Origin of the sequence: Psychrobacter sp. Cmf 22.2, assembly GCF_001921745.1 — a bacterium.
In the GTDB taxonomy this organism is placed as follows: Bacteria; Pseudomonadota; Gammaproteobacteria; order Pseudomonadales; family Moraxellaceae; genus Psychrobacter.
The window spans coordinates 1-19,187 of record NZ_MRYA01000003.1 but is presented as its reverse complement, the minus strand read 5'-3'; the positions used below and the strand labels follow the sequence as shown (position 1 = coordinate 19,187).

Sequence of the window (19,187 nt, the reverse complement as noted above, 5' to 3'; positions counted from 1 at the left end):
ACAGCGCCGATAGAGTCGTCGCTTGCACATAACACCGAAGAAAACGCACCTTGAGGATGGCTAAAATCGTCAATCAGAACTTAAGAAATACTTGCAGAATGCAAGACACGCGAGCTTATTACCCTGATAGACAGGATAAGTACAATATGCGAGTAATGAACTCGAAAAGTTAATGATAAGTCATTCTTATACAAAATGACTCATAAAAATTTGATAGCACAACTAAAAATAGCGTTCGATCATATTTAAATGACCGAACGCTATTATAGGAACAAATGATGAGTAAATACTACCAGCGTATGGTAACAAGCTTATAATTTATACCGATTTACCCAATTGAGCCGCTTTTAGTGCATTTTCTTGTTGTTCCGCGATAATGGAGTCACACTTGTTAGGATCATTGCCACAAAACGAGCAGTTTTCATCACCCATTAATTTAGCAACGCCACCGCAAGAGCCTCTGAGTGGTTTTTTCTTGACCATATAACCAATACCCATAAATACAAAAAACAGTATAAATACAGTAAAGGTAATAGCGAGCATAGGAAGCAGTTGGCTAAGCATAGAGGAGACCTCAAGTTTAGAAAATAGAGTCATCTTTAGTGATAACTATCTAATAGTATAGCAAATTTTTACGCTTTGCGTTTGTTGTTAATACATTCTCAAAACACTACAAACAAAACTTAAGGTTGCTTATCAGCACGTAATGCTTGCATCGCAGGAGTCTGGACTACTTGCCAATCATCGACATTGTCTAGAGAGTCATTGATCTGTACACCATCGGCCAATACGACAAACAATGCTGCTAAATTTTGCTTTTCAGCAAGTTTTAATGCTTTTTGATAAGGCATGGCAGTCAGCGCAGTTGCCCATGCATCTGCTAGTGCTACCGAGTCTGCTGCTACTGTCACCGAAGGGGCGCCACCGATAATAGGTTTGCCGGTCGTAGGGTCAATAGTATGACTATAGTGCTTACCATCAAATATGACAGAGTTACGATAATTTCCTGAAGTTGCTAGATGCATTTGATTATCAGTTTTTATCGGTTGTCGAATAGCTGTAATTGTCTGACGTTCGCTAACAGTGCTGCCTTCAATAGGCGCATCAATGGCAATCTGCCACGGCTGCTGCTTATTATTAACTCCCGAGGTCGCAATCTCACCGCCGATCTCAACCATATAGTTACGAATGTTGTAACGATCTTTGAGGACATCAGCGATGACATCGACACCGTAGCCTTTCGCTACTGCCGAAAAATCCAGACCAATACCATCTTTGGTCTTATAGAGAGTTTGGTCTTGCTTTACGACGCTATCAAAATCTACCAATGCTTGCGCTTTTGCAATTTCAGTTGCACTTGGTGGGCTTTGTAAGCGTTCGACAGTCATGGTACTACCAAACCCCCAAGTATTAATAAGCGGTATAACAGTTGGATCAAAGGCTCCGCCAGACTGTGCATAGACTTGTCTTGAGATATCGAGTACGTGACTAAAGTCAGCATCGATCGTAATAGGTGTGTCTTTGCCCAACTGATTAAACTTGGAAATAGTAGAAACACTTTGATAAGTCGACATGCTGTCATTGATTTGCTGTAAACGCTCATCAATTGCAGCTTGGACATCTGCCTCAGTTACCTTTTCTGGTAATTGATAACTGATATGATAGCTGGTACCCATCGTCTCACCGATCAAATAATTATAATCAGGCGGCTGTTGACAGGCGGTTAAACCAGCTAAACTAAATGCTGATACCGTAAATAATAGAGTGTTACCTGCCATCTTTCGTCTATCTTGAGACTTAATAGCAAAAAAACGTGTTTGAAGTTTATTTTTATTAAACATTATGAATTTATCCAACAGCGAAAATGGATTAAAAAAAAGAGCGCCACTGTTGACGCTCTTTTTTATGTTTTCATGTTGACCGTCAAAATAAACGTTAGTCAAAATAAAAAATTATTTGTTCAACTAACTATGGTTGCTAACCAATTTAACCACCGAAATCATCAAGCATGATGTTCTCATCTTCCACGCCAAGGCTATGTAGCATGTCGATAACCGCCGCGTTCATCATCGGTGGCCCGCACATATAATATTCACAGTCTTCTGGGTTTGGATGGTCTTTTAAGTAATTCTCTAGTAGCACGTTATGGATAAAGCCGGTCGGACCGTCCCAGTTATCTTCTGGTAATGGATCAGACAGCGCCACATGCCACTCAAAGTTATCAAACTCTTCTTCTAGCTGGTCGTAATCTTCGACATAGAACATCTCACGAATCGAGCGCGCACCGTACCAAAAGCTAATCTTACGCTTAGAGTTTAGACGTTTAAGCTGATCGAAGATGTGCGAGCGCATTGGTGCCATACCAGCACCGCCCCCAACAAAGATCATCTCAGCTTCGGTATCTTTGGCAAAGAATTCACCATACGGGCCTGATACAGTCACTTTATCACCTGGTTTTAGGCTAAATACCCAGGACGACATCTTACCCGGTGGTATACCTTCAGGGCCACGCGGCGGTGGACTTGCGATACGGATGTTAAACTTGATGATACCTTTTTCTTCTGGGTAGTTGGCCATCGAGTACGCACGAATGACAGGCTCATCGACTTTTGAGACGTATTTGAAGACGCCGAATTTTTCCCAGTCTTCGCGGTACTCTTCATCGATATCGAAGTCTTTGTAATGTACTTCATGCGGCGGTGCTTCTAGCTGCACATAACCACCAGCGCGGAAATTGACTTCCTCACCTTCTGGAATTTTAAGCACCAGCTCTTTAATAAAGGTTGCGACGTTATCGTTAGAGACAACTTCACATTCCCACTTTTGCACATCAAAAAACTCAGGATCAATCTCGATTTGCATGTCTTGCTTAACAGATACCTGACAAGCCAAGCGCATATGATTACGGATTTCACCTTGAGTAAAATAGCCTTCTTCGGTGGGCAGGATAGAACCGCCACCTTCAATAACACGGCAGCGACATTGAGCACACGTACCACCACCACCACATGCAGAAGATAAAAATATACCTTCACTAGCAAGGGTTTGCAGTAGTTTTCCGCCTGCTGGAGTCACCACATCATTATCGGGATTATCATTGATATGAATAGTAACATCGCCTGAACTGACCAGTCTTGAGCGTGCTGCCAAAATAATGGCAACAAGACCCATGATGATCAAGGTAAACATAGCAACGCCACCAATCGCCGTAGCATAATCCATGATATGTATCCTTAATCTATGGGGTAGGGGTGCGGGCGCATAAATTTATTGCTGTACCCGAACACCTACCGAATAAATGAATTAAATATGTCAAATCGCTAAATAAGTGTCTAAGCTTAGCGGTTTAAATGGACATGCCACCGAACGACATAAAGCCGAGAGACATAAGGCCAACCGTAATAAAGGTAATACCAAGACCACGTAGCGGTCCTGGAATATCTGAATACTTAAGCTTTTCGCGAATACCTGCTAGCGCAGTGATCGCAACTGCCCAACCAAAACCTGCACCAACGCCATATACTACTGACTCGCTAAAGTTGTAGTCACGCTCAACCATGAACAAGACGCCACCTAAGATTGCGCAGTTTACCGTAATTAGCGGTAAGAATACGCCAAGCGCGTTATATAGAGCTGGGACAAACTTGTCCAAAAACATCTCTAGAATCTGTACAGTCGCAGCAATAAGACCGATATAGCTTAGTAGACCTAGGAAACTAAGGTCGATATTAGGAAAGCCTGCCCATGCTAGTGCACCATTTTTCAGAATGAACTGGAACAGCAGGTTGTTGAGTGGCACAGTAATCGCCATCACGACAATAACAGCAACCCCAAGACCTATGGCAGTTGAGACTTTTTTGGATACAGCCAAAAAGGTACACATACCTAAGAAATAGGCAAGCGCCATATTCTCAATAAAGACTGAGGTTATAAATAAACTAATATAATGTCCCATTAGTGACCGCCTCCATGTGCCATGCCTTTAGACTGCGGCTTCATTACAAACTCGGCTTCTTCAATCTGTTCTGGCTTCCAAAGACGAACGATGGCGATAAATAAACCAATAATGAAGAACGCTGATGGTGGCAACAACAATAGACCATTTGGTAGATACCAACCGCCATCAGTAACTGGTTGTAAGATAGTGATACCAAACCACGTACCTGAACCTAGTAATTCACGAATAGTCGCAACGAACAGTAATACTGCAGAGTAACCAAGACCATTACCAATACCATCTAAAAAGCTTGGTACTGGTGGATTGCTCATAGCAAATGCCTCAGCACGACCCATAACGATACAGTTGGTAATAATCAAACCAACGAATACTGATAAGCCTTTACTCACATCATAAGCGACGGCTTTTAGCACCTGGTCGACCAAAATAACCAACGAAGCAATAATTGTCATCTGTACAATAATACGAATACTTGATGGAATTTGCTTACGAATAATTGAAATAAAGAAACTAGAAAAAGCGGTTACCAATGTCAATGCCACACACATTACCAAGGCATTCGACATACTCGTCGTTACCGCTAACGCCGAGCAGATACCTAATATCTGTAAGGCGATAGGGTTATTATCAAAAATAGGCGAGGTTAAAATACTTTTTGTGTCAGCCATGTTATGCCTCCTTGCCGTTTGCTACTGGTAGCGCTGCTGCCAGTTCGGTTGTAGGTTGAGCTGTCTGGTTGTCTGGTTGTGTTAACTGACTAGCCTGTGTATCAGCATTATCAATCGTTTTACCGCTCTCTTCACGTAGCGCGTCTAAGTAAGGTTTATAGCCTTGCTCACCCAACCAAAACTGAATCATATTGCTTACACCGCGACCAGTAAGCGTCGCACCACTGATACCATCGACCCAGTTTTCTTTTGGGTTACCAGCTTTGGTCACACCAGTAGCAACATCACCATTTTCATCATAAGAATGGATACCGCTCCACTTTGCGCGCCACTCTGGCTCTTCGATACGAGCGCCAAGACCTGGGGTCTCTTTGTGCTCATAAAAACTGATACCTTTAATGGTATTCATATCACTTTCAAGCGTCAAGAAACCGTAGATAGTACCCCATAATCCATAACCTTGAATCGGTAGGACCACCATCTCAGGCTGTCCGGCGTCATCACTTTTAACATAGACCTTTGCGTACTTAGGCACACGACCAATACCAGCAGGATCGTTATCACCTAAATCCTCACTCAATGCTTGATTCTTAGTTGCTTGACTGGCGTCATAAGCATTGCGATCAGGAATACCAGCCTCGTTTAAGGCATCATCATCAAGATAGTTACCTTTGCTTAAGTCAACAATTTTTACTTCAAAATCTTTAAAACGTTCGGCAACATCTTTAGGAGTATCAGACTCAGCATCATACATGCCAGCTGCTACTAGGATGTTTTTATTACGATCTAAGCGTGCATTTTCAATTTGTGATGGTTTAAGACCGACCGCAACTGCTGATACCAATACGGAACACACCAAGCATAGCGTCAATGCCACACTGATGGTTTTTGTATTATTACTTTTGGGCTTGGACATAACGAACCCTCCGAGCTGTTTGGCGTTTGATATTTGCTTGAGTCACAAAATAATCAAACAATGGAGCGAATAAGTTGGCAAATAAAATAGCGAGCATGATGCCTTCTGGGAAAGCTGGGTTGACTACTCGAATCAGTACTGTCATAAAGCCAATCAAAATACCATAAGCCCAGCGGCCTTTATTAGTATGCGCAGCTGAGACTGGATCGGTCGCCATAAAGACGGCACCAAAAGCAAAACCGCCGATCACTAAATGCCAATAAAACGGCAAGTTCATCATGAGGTTATCGTCAGAGCCAATCATATTAAAGATAAGAGACGTAGCAATCAGACCCACCACACAACCTGCCATGATGCGCCAAGATGCAATACGCGTCCATAATAGAACTGCTGCACCCATTAAAATGGCAAGCGTAGAGACTTCACCGATACTGCCTTGCATGTTGCCTAAGAATGCATCACTCCACGTAATGGCATTGCCGTAGACATCGACGAAGTCCTGTGGAACCACGCCAAGTGCTGCAAGGCCAAGTGGTGTTGCACCTGAAAAACCATCAACTGCCGTCCATACTGAGTCACCAGACATATACGCTGGATAAGCAAAGTATAAGAACGCACGGCCAGATAGGGCAGGGTTAAGGAAGTTTTTACCAGTACCGCCAAAGACTTCTTTTGCAACGACCACCCCAAAGATAATACCTAAAGCAACTTGCCATAAAGGAATATCAGGCGGTAGACATAGTGCATAAAGAACGGAGGTCACAAAGAAACCTTCGTTGACTTCGTGGCCACGCACGACTGCAAAGATAATTTCACAGAGAATACCCACGGCGAAGGTGACTATATAAATCGGTAAAAACTGCATCGCTCCATAGACAAAGCTTGCCCAGATACTATCTGGATTATAGCCTACCATACTAGTGATAATCGTACGCCAGCCTTCTGGTTGTAGGCCAAGTTGAGCAATAGCAGTTAAAGCTTGATGGCCGATATTGTACATACCCCAAAACATCGCTGGGAACGTACACATCCATACTGTGATCATGATGCGTTTGAGGTCAATACCGTCACGTACATGCGATGACGCATAAGTCGTCGTACCTGGCTGACGTAAAAACGTATCAAACATCTCAAAAATGGCGTAATACTTTTCGTGTTTGCCACCCTTGGTAAAAGACGGCTCCATACGATCGAACATATTGTGTAAAAATTTCATCGTGGTTAGCCCTCCAGCTCAATGCGCGTTAAGTTATCACGCAAGATATCACCAAATTCATATTTGCCAGGAGATACGAAGGTGCATAATGCAACATCTTCTTCATCCAGTTCAAGCACGCCCAAATCCACCGCAGAGACAATGTCTTCAACGATTAAAGCGCGTAATAACTGTGTTGGCAAATAGTCTTGTGGCATGACCTCTTCATACACCCCGATAGGTACCATAGCTCGCGGTGAACCATTACTGGTAGTGGTGAAGTTGTATTTTTTACCACCAAAAAACTGTGAAATATAGATAGGCAGTTTAGAAAAGCGGTTTTTACCTAGTGTAAAGAAGTGGAACGCTGGACGTTCACGGCCTTCAGGTAATACACTAACTTGATTGTGAAAGCGACCAAGATAAGCCACATTATCAAACAATTTACGTCCAGAAAGTACCGATCCTGAAATGATACGATTCTCGCCTGCGACCAATTGACCTTTTGTCAGTGCTGTCATATCGGCACCGCGTTCAGTCGCCACCAAGTGTGGGTCCTTAACTCCAGGACCTGCAAGGCTTAACAGACGACGCGTGTATAAGCGTCCAGTCGTAAAGAGCTTACCAATCGCAATCACGTCTTGATAACCAATCGTCCACACAGTCACGCCGCGGCTGATCGGGTGTAAAAAGTGAATATGCGTACCAGCAAGACCAGCTGGATGCTTGCCTGCAAAGCTATGATATTCAGTGACATTGTTAGCCGCAGTCTTTGCAACTGGTGACAGCTTAGCGTCACCATGATGACAGACAAAGGTTTTTGGGCTGAGTGTAGACAATACAGCCAGTCCGTCATTGAACGCTTGCAGCTCTTTATTGATCAGCAGCATTGGGTCGAACGCTAATGGATTGGTATCCATTGCAGTAACAAAGATAGCGTGCGGACGTGCACCGATTTCTGGAGCACGGCTATAGGGACGTGTGCGAAATGCAGTCCATTCACCAGAAGCAAGCAATTGGGTTTCAACAGCTTCAGAGTCTAAGTCAGCAAGTTGCTGGGAGTCATAGCGCTGAAACTCTACTTCTTCACCGTTTGGGTCAACCTCAATGACAAGACTTTCAAAGACACGACGCTCGCCACGTTTAATGGCAATAACTTTACCAGCTGCAGGGGCCGTGTATATAACACCAACTCGTTTTTTGTCTTCAAAAACAGGTTGACCTTTAGCTACAACGTCACCTTCTGTGACGTTCATCGTAGGTTTCATGCCTACATAATCGTAACCAATAAGTGCCACATGTGCTGGTCTGTGCTCTGATATCTCGCGGGAGGGCTCACCTGTGATGGGCAAATCCAAACCTTTCTTGATGGTAATCATAAGCGAAAACTTAGTCCATAGTCTAAAACGATACCAGACGTCCTGTTTGGTACGACAGCAGTATTCCAAAAGCATTATGACAGACCATCAAGCAGCAGCAGCCTAGGGCGGAGCTGTGATTGAGTGCCTTAAACATAACGCTTAAGTATTACTGCAAGTAAGAGTATTAACGCTGACCTTAGACTCCTTAACAACACGTTAACGTCTTATTCGAATTACCAAAGTGGCGACCGGCTACCAAGATGCATAATAAGCCTACCAAACCAGAGTGAATCTCTAAAACCAACCGCTTAGAGTAAACACTTTAAGTCATAGATGGGCCTACAATACGTTTTATTGAAATTTATAACATTGTCATACTAGTATCATGTAAATGGGTTCTGCGACAATCAAAAGACTGTCAGACGCAATATATGATAATTTGATTAAAGACAAACCAATTAATTAAATAAGGTACAATTCTAAATCGTACCAATCTACTCGTGATCAATCTGTCAAAATGATAGACAAGGGTTACGGTGCATACTCTACCGTCCTGTTGTCTGTTTTTTGTCATATCTTTATAACTGAGCAGTATTATAGCCAAACATGATCAATCAATGTAAAAGCTTAATGTGCATCGCTAAGATATAGAAACAAATACAAATTTACCTAGGATTATACGCTAAATTAACCTAAAATTGCCAGTTAGTAATTGAATTTATCTAATTGTAGTACCTAACTTAGAGGCTGAAACTTATAGTTATCAATCATCAGAACAGCTCAGATGGTTATAATGGCTCTAATCCAAAATATAAACTTAAGTTGTTTTTAAATACTAATATTTAGTGAAGTGCATACTTTATAGTATTTTCTTTCCATTTTTCAATTATTGATGATTCTGTTGTACTTTCGCTATCCATAAAACGTTTTATAAGGAGTGCTATATGTGTGCTGCGCCTGTGATTATTCCCGCTATCGATCTAAAAGATGGCAAATGTGTACGCTTAAAACAAGGTCGTATGGAGGATGATACTGTATTCTCTAACGATCCTGTCGCAGTAGCAGGACGCTGGGTAAAAGAGGGCGCGAGGCGTTTGCATTTGGTTGATCTCAATGGCGCATTTGACGGGGTGCCAGTCCATAGATCGGTAGTCAATGATATTGCCAAAGCCTATCCAAACTTGCCTATCCAATTAGGCGGTGGCGTGCGTAATATGAACACCATCGAGCAATATATTACAGCAGGACTTACCTATATTATCATTGGCACCAAAGCGGTTGAAGATCCCAATTTTGTCACTGAGGCTTGCCGTGAGTTTGCTGGACACATCATCGTTGGTATTGATGCTAAAGACGGTATGGTAGCCACCCATGGCTGGGCGAATGTCACGGACACCAAAGCGACTGAGCTTGCCAAGCGCTTCGCTGATGTCGGAGTGTCGTCCATCGTTTATACCGATATCGCCCGTGATGGCATGATGCAAGGCGTCAACATCGAGCAAACGGTCAGTCTTGCGCGTGAAGGCGGTTTGCCCGTCATAGCGTCAGGCGGGGTAACTGATATGCAAGATATCGAGCTCCTAAAGCCTTATGGTGATTGTATTGAAGGTATCATTACAGGACGTGCTATTTACGAGGGCACGTTGGATCTTGGAGAAGCACAAAGTTACCTAGACAGTTAACCGATTGTATAGCTGTATATAGGGTTGTCTGGATTGTTTATAAAGACAATGGTTGCTCACTACCTTAATCAAGGATACTTATGATAGCTGTTTTTGACTATTTACCTTTACGCAGATATTTGCCAGTTCTAGGTCAGCTATTATTATCAATAAGTATCTTTTATAGCTTGCCTACTTATGCTGCTGGCGAAGAGTTGACAAGTATTGTAGCTGCAACAGATATAGATAGTGGCGCCTTGACGAGTTCAGAAGCAGAGTCAGGTATAGAGCCTGAGGTAGAAGCGGAAAGTGGTACGCTACCGACAGCGCCAACACCGATAGAAGCACCTCCGGTTATCAGTGGTGAAAGTACCAATAATGCTCAAATTGAAACCAAGCCTACTTTGCAAAAAGACAATGATATCCGTCAACGTATCAGCGGTATTTTCTCCGAAATTGATGGCTTACAGGCAGTCAATGTAACGGTTACTCAAGGTGTCGTTACGCTAAGCGGAGAGACACCAAACGAAAAAAAAGCGCAGCAGGCGATTAATCTAACCAATCGCTTAACAGATGTAGTAACAGTTGAAGATAACATTAATCGAACGCTTGATGTGCAAGACAATGTCTCAACAGTATATCAAGGACTTAAGGCCCAAGGTACAAATCTAATCAAAGCCATGCCACTATTGTTAGTCGGCATTGTTTTGTTTGGCTTGGTAGCTTGGTTTGGTAGCTGGTTATCCAAACGTCAGGGCATATGGCAACGTCTAACTCCCAATCCTTTTGTAGCCGAGCTGTTATCGCAAACGATCAAAGTGATCTTTATTATCTTTGGTCTAATTTTAGCGTTAAGTTTAATAGGTGCAGAAACTATTTTGGGTACATTGCTTGGCGGTGCAGGGGTGATTGGTATTGCTGTTGGTTTTGCCGTAAAAGACTCTATCGAAAACTATATAGCGTCACTTATGCTTAGTATTCGTCAGCCATTTCGTGCCCGCGATCAGGTAAAAATCAATGAGCATGAAGGCATTGTAGTACGCTTGACCTCACGGGCGACGATTTTGATGACGTTGGATGGCAATCAATTACGTATCCCTAATGCTGAGGTTTTTAAAGGTATTATCTTGAACTACACAAAAAATCCTGAGCGCCGTTTTACATTTGAATTGGGTGTCGATGCCAATGATGATCCGTTAGCGGCAATCAAAGTCGGTTTAGACGCGATAGGTACGTTAGATTTTGTTTTAGATGAACCCAAGGCCATCGCTATCATTACTCATGTTGGCGATTCCAACATCGTGCTTGAGTTTCAAGTATGGGTAGATCAATCAGAGACTGATTTTGCCAAAGCACGCAGTATCGCCATTCGCGCAACTAAACATGCGTTAGAAAACCAAGGCTTTAGCTTGCCTGAGCCTATTTATCGTTTACGCTTCAACGATAAGTTAGAAACCGCTTTTGAGCATATGCAAGAAGGTAAGGGTAATACTAGTTCTGAAATGACGGTCACACCGATGACTCCTAGCGCAGAAAATAAGCAGACCACAGATGATAAGGATAAACAGCAAGCGAAGGCACGAGCAAAGCAAATTTTGAATGCAAATAACAGTGAGGATATATTTGATGCCCGACCTGATGAGAAGCTGATGGAAAAGGTTGAACAGGAGATTGCAGAGAATTCTGATGAGACTGACTTATTAGATAGAAATAGTCCACAAGAATAAGCTTTTTTTATGTAAACCTATCTTAGAACGGAACATAAATATAAGTATAAACATAAAAAAAGGCTAAAGTTAACTTTAGCCTTTTTTATTATTTCTAACGTCTTATTTAGCTCTTCTTGCTTGAACCTTTATTGCTTCGGCCACTATTTTTTTTAGCCGAGCTCTTTTTTGTCTGATCTTTCTTTGTTTGGTTCATTTGACTGGCTTGCAACTTTGCTTTTAAGTCAAAATCAATCTGAAGCAAATCCATATTCACGCCAGCAACTTGCACTTTAACCAAGTCGCCAAGTCCAAACAAAGTCCCTTTGTCTTTACCAATGAGCTGCTGCTGATTCTCATCATAAACAAAGAAATCATCACCGACGTTTGAGATATGGACCAGACCATCAATATATAGGTCAGTCAACGTCACAAATAATCCAAAGTTCGTTACTGTCGTGACCACGCCATTAAACTCTTCGCCAACGTGATCTTTCATATAGTGACACTTCAGCCAAGACTCGACAAAACGTGAAGCCTTTTCAGCACGGCGTTCGGTATCTGAGGTTTGGGTACCTGCCTCATCCAAAGAAAAGTCCATAACAGGCTGCTTACTATTGGTCACCTTAGCTTTAATCGCGCGATGTAACATAAGATCAGGGTAACGACGAATCGGTGAGGTAAAGTGACTATACTCATCGTAAGCTAAACCAAAGTGACCGATATTGTCAGGTGCATAGTTAGCCTGCATCATGGAGCGCAGCAGCATACTATGGATGCTGATTGCATCTGGACGATCTTTTGTCGCATCAATAATACGCTGATAATCGGCTTGCGTAGGGTTCTCTTCAGGGAAGCTTAAACCGAAATTCTTCGCATATTCGTGAATACGCATTGATTTTTCGCTATCAGGCTTATCATGATTACGGTACAAAACTGGCAGCTCATGTTTTAGCGCAAAGTTTGCTGCACAAGTATTGGCAAGCAGCATACACTCTTCAATGAGCTTATGAGCATCACCGCGTGTACGTGGTAATATGTCCGCAATACCGCCTTCTTCATTGAACTTTATATAAGTCTCAACCGTTTCAAACTCCATTGCGTGGCGATCTTCACGCTTTTTGATAAGCAGTTCATATAGTTGATGAAGTGTATCGACAGACTTTTTGACATCTTTATTACCTGTTAAAGATTCTGGCACGCTTTTATCTTTAGGATTAGCAAAGTAGTCATTTACTTGGTTATAGGTTAAGCGTGCTTGTGAATGCATAACACCAGGATAAAACTCGTAACCTGTTACCTTGCCTGCACGTGATATTTTAATATCAGCAACCATACATAGGCGATCAACTGAAGGGTTTAATGAACACAAGCCATTTGACAACACTTCAGGTAGCATTGGAATTACACGATGTGGAAAATAAACAGACGTGCCACGCTCATAAGCGTCTTGATCAAGTGGAGAGTTTGGCGTGACATAGTGACTGACATCAGCAATAGCAACCAACACTCGATAGTTACCACCAGAGCGTTTTTCAGCAAACACAGCATCATCGAAGTCGCGCGCATCTTCCCCATCAATAGTAATTAACGGCAAGTCACGTAAGTCCGTACGACCTTTAAAGTCTTTTTTGCTAGGTTCCCTATAATCGTTGGCTTGTTTAAGGGCTGCTGCACTAAATTCAGACGGTATATCGTAATTGAGCAGGGTAGTCTCAATAATAAGTTCACGGTCATTGTCGTCGTTTAGTACTTCTGTAATCTTACCAGTAGCAAACTCATGCTGATTAGGCCAGTCGATCACATCGACTTTGACTGGATCACCCAGCTTAGCACTTACCGCTTGTACATTATCATCAGTGACTGTAATCGGTTGATGGTTATTAGGACTACTAAGCTCAACACAGTAGCCATCTTCATCGCGAGCAAGCGTACCAATAAACTGGTTTTGATGACGTTCAGTCACATCAACAATACGACCTTCTGTACGCCCACGATTATCGGTCGTAGTACCCACAGCATTGACCATATCACCATTAAACACCCAGCGCATTTGTTTTTCATGCAAAAACAGGTCTGGCATATCTTCTAATACGACAAAGCCAAAGCCTTTAGGATGGGCGGATACTGTGCCAGTGACCACATCTTGTTGCGTGACTGCACGAAAGCGATAAGGGCGACCTTCGCGGTTTACTTGTCCATCACGGGCCATAGCTTTTAGACGGTTACCCAAGGCGTCAAATTGCTCTGGATCTTCAATCTTAAAGATCTGCGCCAGCTGCTGGTGTGTCGCTTCACCGTGTTCAGCGATCGTCTGTAGTATCAGCTCGCGACTCGGGATGGGATTCTCATATTTTTGTGCCTCACTTGAGGCGTTTGGATCATTCCAACTCATAAATTACCGTATCTATTTTTAAAATTATTAATAATGGCTATCTTAACACGAACGACGCTTCAATACCCGACGTCAATGAGGTTATATATATTCGATAGCTGACTGTTTTGGATAGACTGTTTAATCAAATATCGATATCAGTAGTGCTAGATTTGTCTGTAATCTTTTTACTATCTAGCTCTTTTGATACTTCAAGGACAGTCGTTTGGTTAGATTTGTCTAAATACTTTTGAGCTTTATCTACTTCGCTCGTTAGAGTATTGACCGTCTGCTTCATATTTTCTAAGGCTTCAACTTTATAATTACTAATCATATCCATCGTATCATAGACATTATTGAAGGCGTTTTGTAGTTTATCAAGCTCAATAGTACTACTGGTTGCTTGCTCATGGATTTCACCAGATTGACGTTTGAGCATCGCGGAGGTTGATTCAATCAAACTACTGGTGGTTTTATTTAATGCAGTAATCTGATCTAGGACCAGTTTTTGATTTGTCATGGCTTGTGCAACCACCACTGCTGTCCGTAATGCTGAGATGGTAGTTGTGGTCGCACGATCCACACCTTTGATAAGCTCCAAATTATTTTTGCGAATGGTATCTAATGCTAAATAACCTTGTACGTTGACAGCCAACTGAGTCAAAAAGTCAGTGTTTTTTTGGCGTACGTAAAACAGCATCTCTTCTTTAATAATACGTGCCTTTTCAGGATCGGTCGCTTCTAAAGAATAGACTTTTTGCTCAAGTTGCTCATCAATCTTTTTGCCGACATATATGTACTGGCGAATGGATTGCATCAAATCCCACATGTTGACTTTTTCTTGCTCAATCATCGCGTTGTCTTTGAGCAGCTCATCCTTACCATTATAAAGACTGGTCACCACCGCGTTGATATGCGATTGTGCAGATTCATATTGACGAAAATAATCTTGGACTTTGTTGCCAAATGGTATGATGCCAAACAACTTACGTGAATTGGTTAGCTCTTTTTTGCTTGGATCCAAGTCCTCTACAATACCGCGCAATTCTGTCAATGACTTGGCAATTGGTGAATTATCAAATAAGCTATCATTGATGCTTTTAGCAGGAAGTTCTAACATTCGGTTAGTTACTTGAGCTGACTCACGAATCTCTTTAGTACCTAGGTTATGAATCGACTGTAGGTTTTCTTGAAAGTCAGGACCATTTACTGGATTGGTAATGACGTGATCCACAAAAGCATCAACTTTAGCGTCAAGCTCTGGGATCTGACTTTTATCCAGCTTAACCATCTGGTCCGCTTCGCTTTTTTCTATCTCTTTTACAGGGTCAGGCGGTGTCAAAGATATACTTGGTGTGTTTGTATTTTCTGGCGGTGTAAGTTCTTGCATAAGTATTCCTGTCGATAAATGATAGATTAAAATGTTTGGGTTATTCAATAATGTTAGTTAACGTCCAGTCTGCTAGTTCAAGCAAGTGCCATAATCGCTAAAAATCTATTAATTGACTTACGGTTATTAAATTATCATTAATAGGAAATGCAAAGTAGATTTTAAGATTACCGTGTAATCAGGAGGTCATAAAGACTGACCTTGTAAAACTATATGGTGGTTGGCATCGCAAAATTACAATAACTAATAGTAAAAAACCATCAATACCCCGCAGCATATTGATGGTCAAAAACAAAGATAAGTAAATATGACAAATTTAAGGGTTTACGGTCCAATTATTTTTTCTTAGTAGGACCAAGCAACATACCCATTTGTCGACCTTCCATCTTTGGATGCTGCTCGACGTTGGATATTTCAGCCGTATCTTCGATGATACGCTCAAGTTGCTTACGGCCAATTTCTTGGTGTGCCATTTCACGACCACGAAAACGGATGCTGACTTTAACTTTGTCTTGATCTTCTAAAAAGCTGACGATTTTTTTCAATTTTACCTGATAATCGGCTTCTTCAGTACTAGGACGTAGTTTCATCTCTTTAAGCTGGGTTTGCTTTTGGTTCTTCTTGGCCTCTTTTGCCTTTTGCTTTTGATCATAAAGGAAATGCTTGTAATCCATGATCTTACATACTGGCGGTTTGGCATCGGGCACTAATTCAACTAAGTCTAGGTTTTCATCACGCGCCGCTTTCATCGCGGTATCGATATCGACCACGCCCATTTGTTCGCCGTCTTCTCTGACAAGACGAACTTCTTTAACACTGATATCTTCATTGGTGTTTAGACGGTTTGACTGTTTAATAGGTATTACTCCTGATCTGTTTTTTGATTCTGACGGCCTTTTTTGGCAACGGCAGTCTGTACTAAGGTTATAAATTCAGAGACAGTCATCACGCCTAGGTTTTCACCTTCACGGGTGCGGACGTTGACACTGCCTGTTTCAACTTCTTTATCCCCTAATACTAGCATATAGGGAATACGTTCTAATGTTTTCTCTCGTATCTTAAATCCAATCTTTTCGTTACGCAAGTCACTAACTGCACGTAAACCTGCATTTTTTAGCTCGGTGACGACGTTTTGGCAGTTTTCTGCTTGTTTATCGGTGATATTCATGACAACTACTTGTTGCGGCGCAAGCCAAACAGGCATCCAACCAGCATAGTGCTCAATTAATATACCTATGAAACGCTCAAACGATCCCAAGATTGCACGGTGGAGCATAATAGGTATGTCACGCTCGTTTTGCTCATTGACAAACTCAGCATCGAGACGCTCAGGCATGTTTGGGTCAACCTGAATGGTGCCACACTGCCAAATGCGTCCTAGCGAGTCTTTAAGACTAAATTCAATTTTAGGACCATAAAATGCGCCTTCGCCTGGCAAGTAATCCCAATCAAGACCTGAGCTGTCAAGTGCATCAGCCAAAGCTTTTTCTGCAAAATCCCATGATTCATCACTACCGACACGTTTTTCAGGGCGAGTCGAGAGCTTCATAATGATATTATCAAAACCAAAGTCTTCATAAACAGCCAAAGTCAGCTTGATAAAGTCCGCGACTTCTTGCTGAATCTGCGCGGGCGTACAAAAGATGTGTGCGTCATCTTGGGTAAAGCCACGGACACGCATCAAGCCATGTAGCGACCCTGAAGGCTCATTACGATGACATGAGCCAAACTCAGCCATACGCAGTGGTAAGTCACGATAGGACTTTAAGCCTTGGTTAAATACTTGTACGTGACATGGGCAGTTCATTGGTTTTACCGCATAATCACGGTTTTCGCTCGATGTAGTAAACATATTGGTTGCATAATTACCCCAATGGCCTGAACGTTCCCACAAGCTGCGATCGACAATTTGCGGCGTTTTGATTTCTTCGTAGCCATTATCATATTGTACCTTACGCATATACTGCTCGAGCACTTGATAAATCGTCCAACCATTGGCATGCCAGAACACCATACCTGGTGCTTGCTCCTGCATATGAAATAAGTTGAGCGCTTTACCAATTTTACGATGATCACGTTTTTCAGCTTCTTCAATACGTTGTATATAGGCTTTTAGCTGTTTTTTATCTGCCCAAGCCGTACCATAAATACGCTGTAGCTGTTCATTCTTGGCATCACCGCGCCAGTAAGCACCTGACATTTTAGTCAATTTAAATACTTTTAAGAAGCGCGTATTTGGCACATGCGGACCACGGCACATATCGACATATTCTTGATGATGATACAGACCAAAAGCCTCTTCGCCTGGCATGTCATTAATCAGTTTCAGCTTATAATCTTCACCGCGTTCTTCAAATATCTTGATGACTTCATCACGTGGCGTCATTTTTTTGATAACGTCATAATCTTGCTTAATCAGCTCCATCATACGCTTTTCTATAGCTTCCATATGCTCAGGTGTAAATGGCGTCTCACTATAGATATCATAATAGAAACCGTCATCAATGACAGGCCCAATAACCATTTTTACGTCAGGATAAAGTTGCTTAACCGCATGACCAAGCAGATGTGCGCATGAATGACGAATAATATCGACACCATCATCATCTTTTGGGGTAACAATCTCGACCTTTGCATCATGGGCGATAGGATCATAAGCATCGACCAAATGACCGTCTACACGTCCAGCGACCGTAGCCTTAGCAAGACCCGCCCCAATGCTCTGCGCCACTTCCATGACTGTAGTATTGCCTTCGAAGTCTTTTATGCTTCCATCGGGCAAAGTAATCGCTACCATAATTTGTTCACCTGTTGTAGGTCCGTTAGCAGTGATGATTGCAACTATCAATCATATGACCGTAAGACCAAATAAATTATATACGTTAGATGTGATACATCAAAAGAGATAGGCATTACTCAAACATACTTAGCATATGAACGATCATCTAATTATGAAATCTACTACTTATATTGGAAGTAGATCGATAATACATCAGCGAACATAGCAAAGTACCTCTTACATAGCGCTGACTAACAACCTAAGATAAGTAATGCCATAAAGGCAACTACTATAACAAAAACCGTCTACAAACACTAGATAGCAAGGGGTAACAACATATCTTACATAAACATATATTCAAAAAAACACCAAACTATGTCAAAGACCATAAGTCATTTATGTTCTACGGTAATAGATTTTTGATCTAAATGTCTTCATGGATGATACCTACTATAATAGTGCTACTATATTATAAGCAGTATCCATATATAAGGACTACTTGTACCAATATCAATAGTACAATCTTCAGAGTGAATAGACAGACAAAGAGACTTAAAGGCATTAAAACCAGAAAAGAGATAAAGCCTTAAACATAATGATTTGACTATCCTTTGATAACTACCAACCTTTTCTTATGCTATGTAAAAATTATAAAACTTTCCTAGTTATTTAACTTATTGAAAAGTATATCTTATTTACGATCCTTTATAATTAATTTAAAAACATCTAGAAAAACAGTTGACACTGAATGTAAAGGGTCTATAATACGCCCCACAGCAAAGGAAGCGCAGCGTAAATAGTGGAAATATTTACTAATAACGAAGCAGCTAACTTACTGAAATATTAGCAAATAAAAGCTTGACACAGTGTCAACTAATGATACAATAGATAGCTTACCAATTAGAAGAAGCAAATTAGCTTAGTTATGATTGGTTAAAAATTTGCATAACCCAATACTGGACGACAGTATAGGGCATTATTTAAAAGCAAAACTAAAGAACAACTTGTGTGGATTTTTGCTGAGAGAGAATGCTAAAAATAAAGTTGGTTTTGACTTCGTTTCGGGGTCAGTTCTAACTATAAAAATTATCATTTAATCAGCAAAAAAACTCAAAGTTAATTCATTACGAACATATACGAAGAGCGTAATTGCCAGATTAGATGAGTCAAGATTAGAAG

At 41.6% G+C, this 19,187-nt stretch carries 14 protein-coding genes; 2 read left to right on the top strand and 12 right to left on the bottom strand.

All coding sequences use genetic code 11. The features are described from left to right. Nucleotides 1-318: 318 nt before the first annotated feature. From nqrM to BTV98_RS06830, 8 genes are all read right to left on the bottom strand, one after another. Complete coding sequence (gene nqrM / locus BTV98_RS06865) at nucleotides 319-564, bottom strand: (Na+)-NQR maturation NqrM (RefSeq protein ID WP_075103267.1); 246 nt, start codon at nucleotides 562-564, stop codon at nucleotides 319-321. A gap of 119 nt (nucleotides 565-683) precedes the next feature. Next, complete coding sequence (locus BTV98_RS06860) at nucleotides 684-1,778, bottom strand: FAD:protein FMN transferase (protein WP_143505688.1); 1,095 nt, start codon at nucleotides 1,776-1,778, stop codon at nucleotides 684-686. Nucleotides 1,779-1,986: 208 nt separating this feature from the next. After that, nucleotides 1,987-3,222 carry an NADH:ubiquinone reductase (Na(+)-transporting) subunit F gene (gene nqrF, locus BTV98_RS06855; RefSeq protein WP_075103265.1) on the bottom strand — a complete coding sequence of 412 codons (1,236 nt, stop codon included), beginning with the start codon at nucleotides 3,220-3,222 and terminating at the stop codon, nucleotides 1,987-1,989. A gap of 124 nt (nucleotides 3,223-3,346) precedes the next feature. After that, nucleotides 3,347-3,955 (bottom strand): NADH:ubiquinone reductase (Na(+)-transporting) subunit E, encoded by a 609-nt coding sequence (gene nqrE, locus BTV98_RS06850; protein ID WP_058369755.1) that lies wholly within the window; start codon nucleotides 3,953-3,955, stop codon nucleotides 3,347-3,349. Continuing rightward, nucleotides 3,955-4,626: an NADH:ubiquinone reductase (Na(+)-transporting) subunit D gene (locus BTV98_RS06845; protein ID WP_075103264.1), complete on the bottom strand. Its 672-nt coding sequence runs from the start codon at nucleotides 4,624-4,626 to the stop codon at nucleotides 3,955-3,957. The genes nqrE and BTV98_RS06845 overlap by 1 nt, the downstream gene beginning before the upstream one ends. Nucleotide 4,627: 1 nt before the next feature. Beyond that, entirely contained in the window at nucleotides 4,628-5,542 is a 915-nt protein-coding gene (locus tag BTV98_RS06840) for a Na(+)-translocating NADH-quinone reductase subunit C (protein ID WP_075103263.1), read from the bottom strand. Continuing rightward, nucleotides 5,523-6,758, bottom strand: a complete 1,236-nt coding sequence (locus tag BTV98_RS06835) for an NADH:ubiquinone reductase (Na(+)-transporting) subunit B (RefSeq protein ID WP_075103262.1) — start codon at nucleotides 6,756-6,758, stop codon at nucleotides 5,523-5,525. Before BTV98_RS06835 ends, BTV98_RS06840 begins: the two co-directional genes overlap by 20 nt. Nucleotides 6,759-6,763: 5 nt before the next feature. Further along, the gene (locus tag BTV98_RS06830; protein ID WP_075103261.1) at nucleotides 6,764-8,116 is read right to left on the bottom strand and encodes a Na(+)-translocating NADH-quinone reductase subunit A; all 1,353 of its coding nucleotides are present in this window, start codon (nucleotides 8,114-8,116) and stop codon (nucleotides 6,764-6,766) included. A 926-nt stretch (nucleotides 8,117-9,042) separates the two neighbouring features. Here BTV98_RS06830 and hisA point away from each other — a divergent pair. Further along, a complete protein-coding gene (gene hisA / locus BTV98_RS06825) occupies nucleotides 9,043-9,780 on the top strand; it encodes a 1-(5-phosphoribosyl)-5-[(5-phosphoribosylamino)methylideneamino]imidazole-4-carboxamide isomerase (RefSeq protein ID WP_058369750.1) in 738 nt (245 codons plus the stop codon). 80 nt (nucleotides 9,781-9,860) lie between these two features. Beyond that, nucleotides 9,861-11,486 carry a mechanosensitive ion channel domain-containing protein gene (locus BTV98_RS06820; protein WP_075103260.1) on the top strand — a complete coding sequence of 542 codons (1,626 nt, stop codon included), beginning with the start codon at nucleotides 9,861-9,863 and terminating at the stop codon, nucleotides 11,484-11,486. Between the two features lie 106 nt (nucleotides 11,487-11,592). Here BTV98_RS06820 and rnr read toward each other — a convergent pair whose 3' ends face one another. From rnr to thrS, 4 genes are all read right to left on the bottom strand, one after another. Next, entirely contained in the window at nucleotides 11,593-13,860 is a 2,268-nt protein-coding gene (gene rnr / locus BTV98_RS06815) for a ribonuclease R (RefSeq protein WP_075103259.1), read from the bottom strand. A gap of 124 nt (nucleotides 13,861-13,984) precedes the next feature. After that, nucleotides 13,985-15,229 (bottom strand): toxic anion resistance protein, encoded by a 1,245-nt coding sequence (locus tag BTV98_RS06810; protein ID WP_058369747.1) that lies wholly within the window; start codon nucleotides 15,227-15,229, stop codon nucleotides 13,985-13,987. 335 nt (nucleotides 15,230-15,564) lie between these two features. Then, entirely contained in the window at nucleotides 15,565-16,092 is a 528-nt protein-coding gene (gene infC, locus BTV98_RS06805) for a translation initiation factor IF-3 (RefSeq protein ID WP_178379370.1), read from the bottom strand. Next, nucleotides 16,092-18,026 (bottom strand): threonine--tRNA ligase, encoded by a 1,935-nt coding sequence (gene thrS / locus BTV98_RS06800; RefSeq protein WP_058369745.1) that lies wholly within the window; start codon nucleotides 18,024-18,026, stop codon nucleotides 16,092-16,094. Before thrS ends, infC begins: the two co-directional genes overlap by 1 nt. Between the last annotated feature and the right edge of the window lie 1,161 nt (nucleotides 18,027-19,187).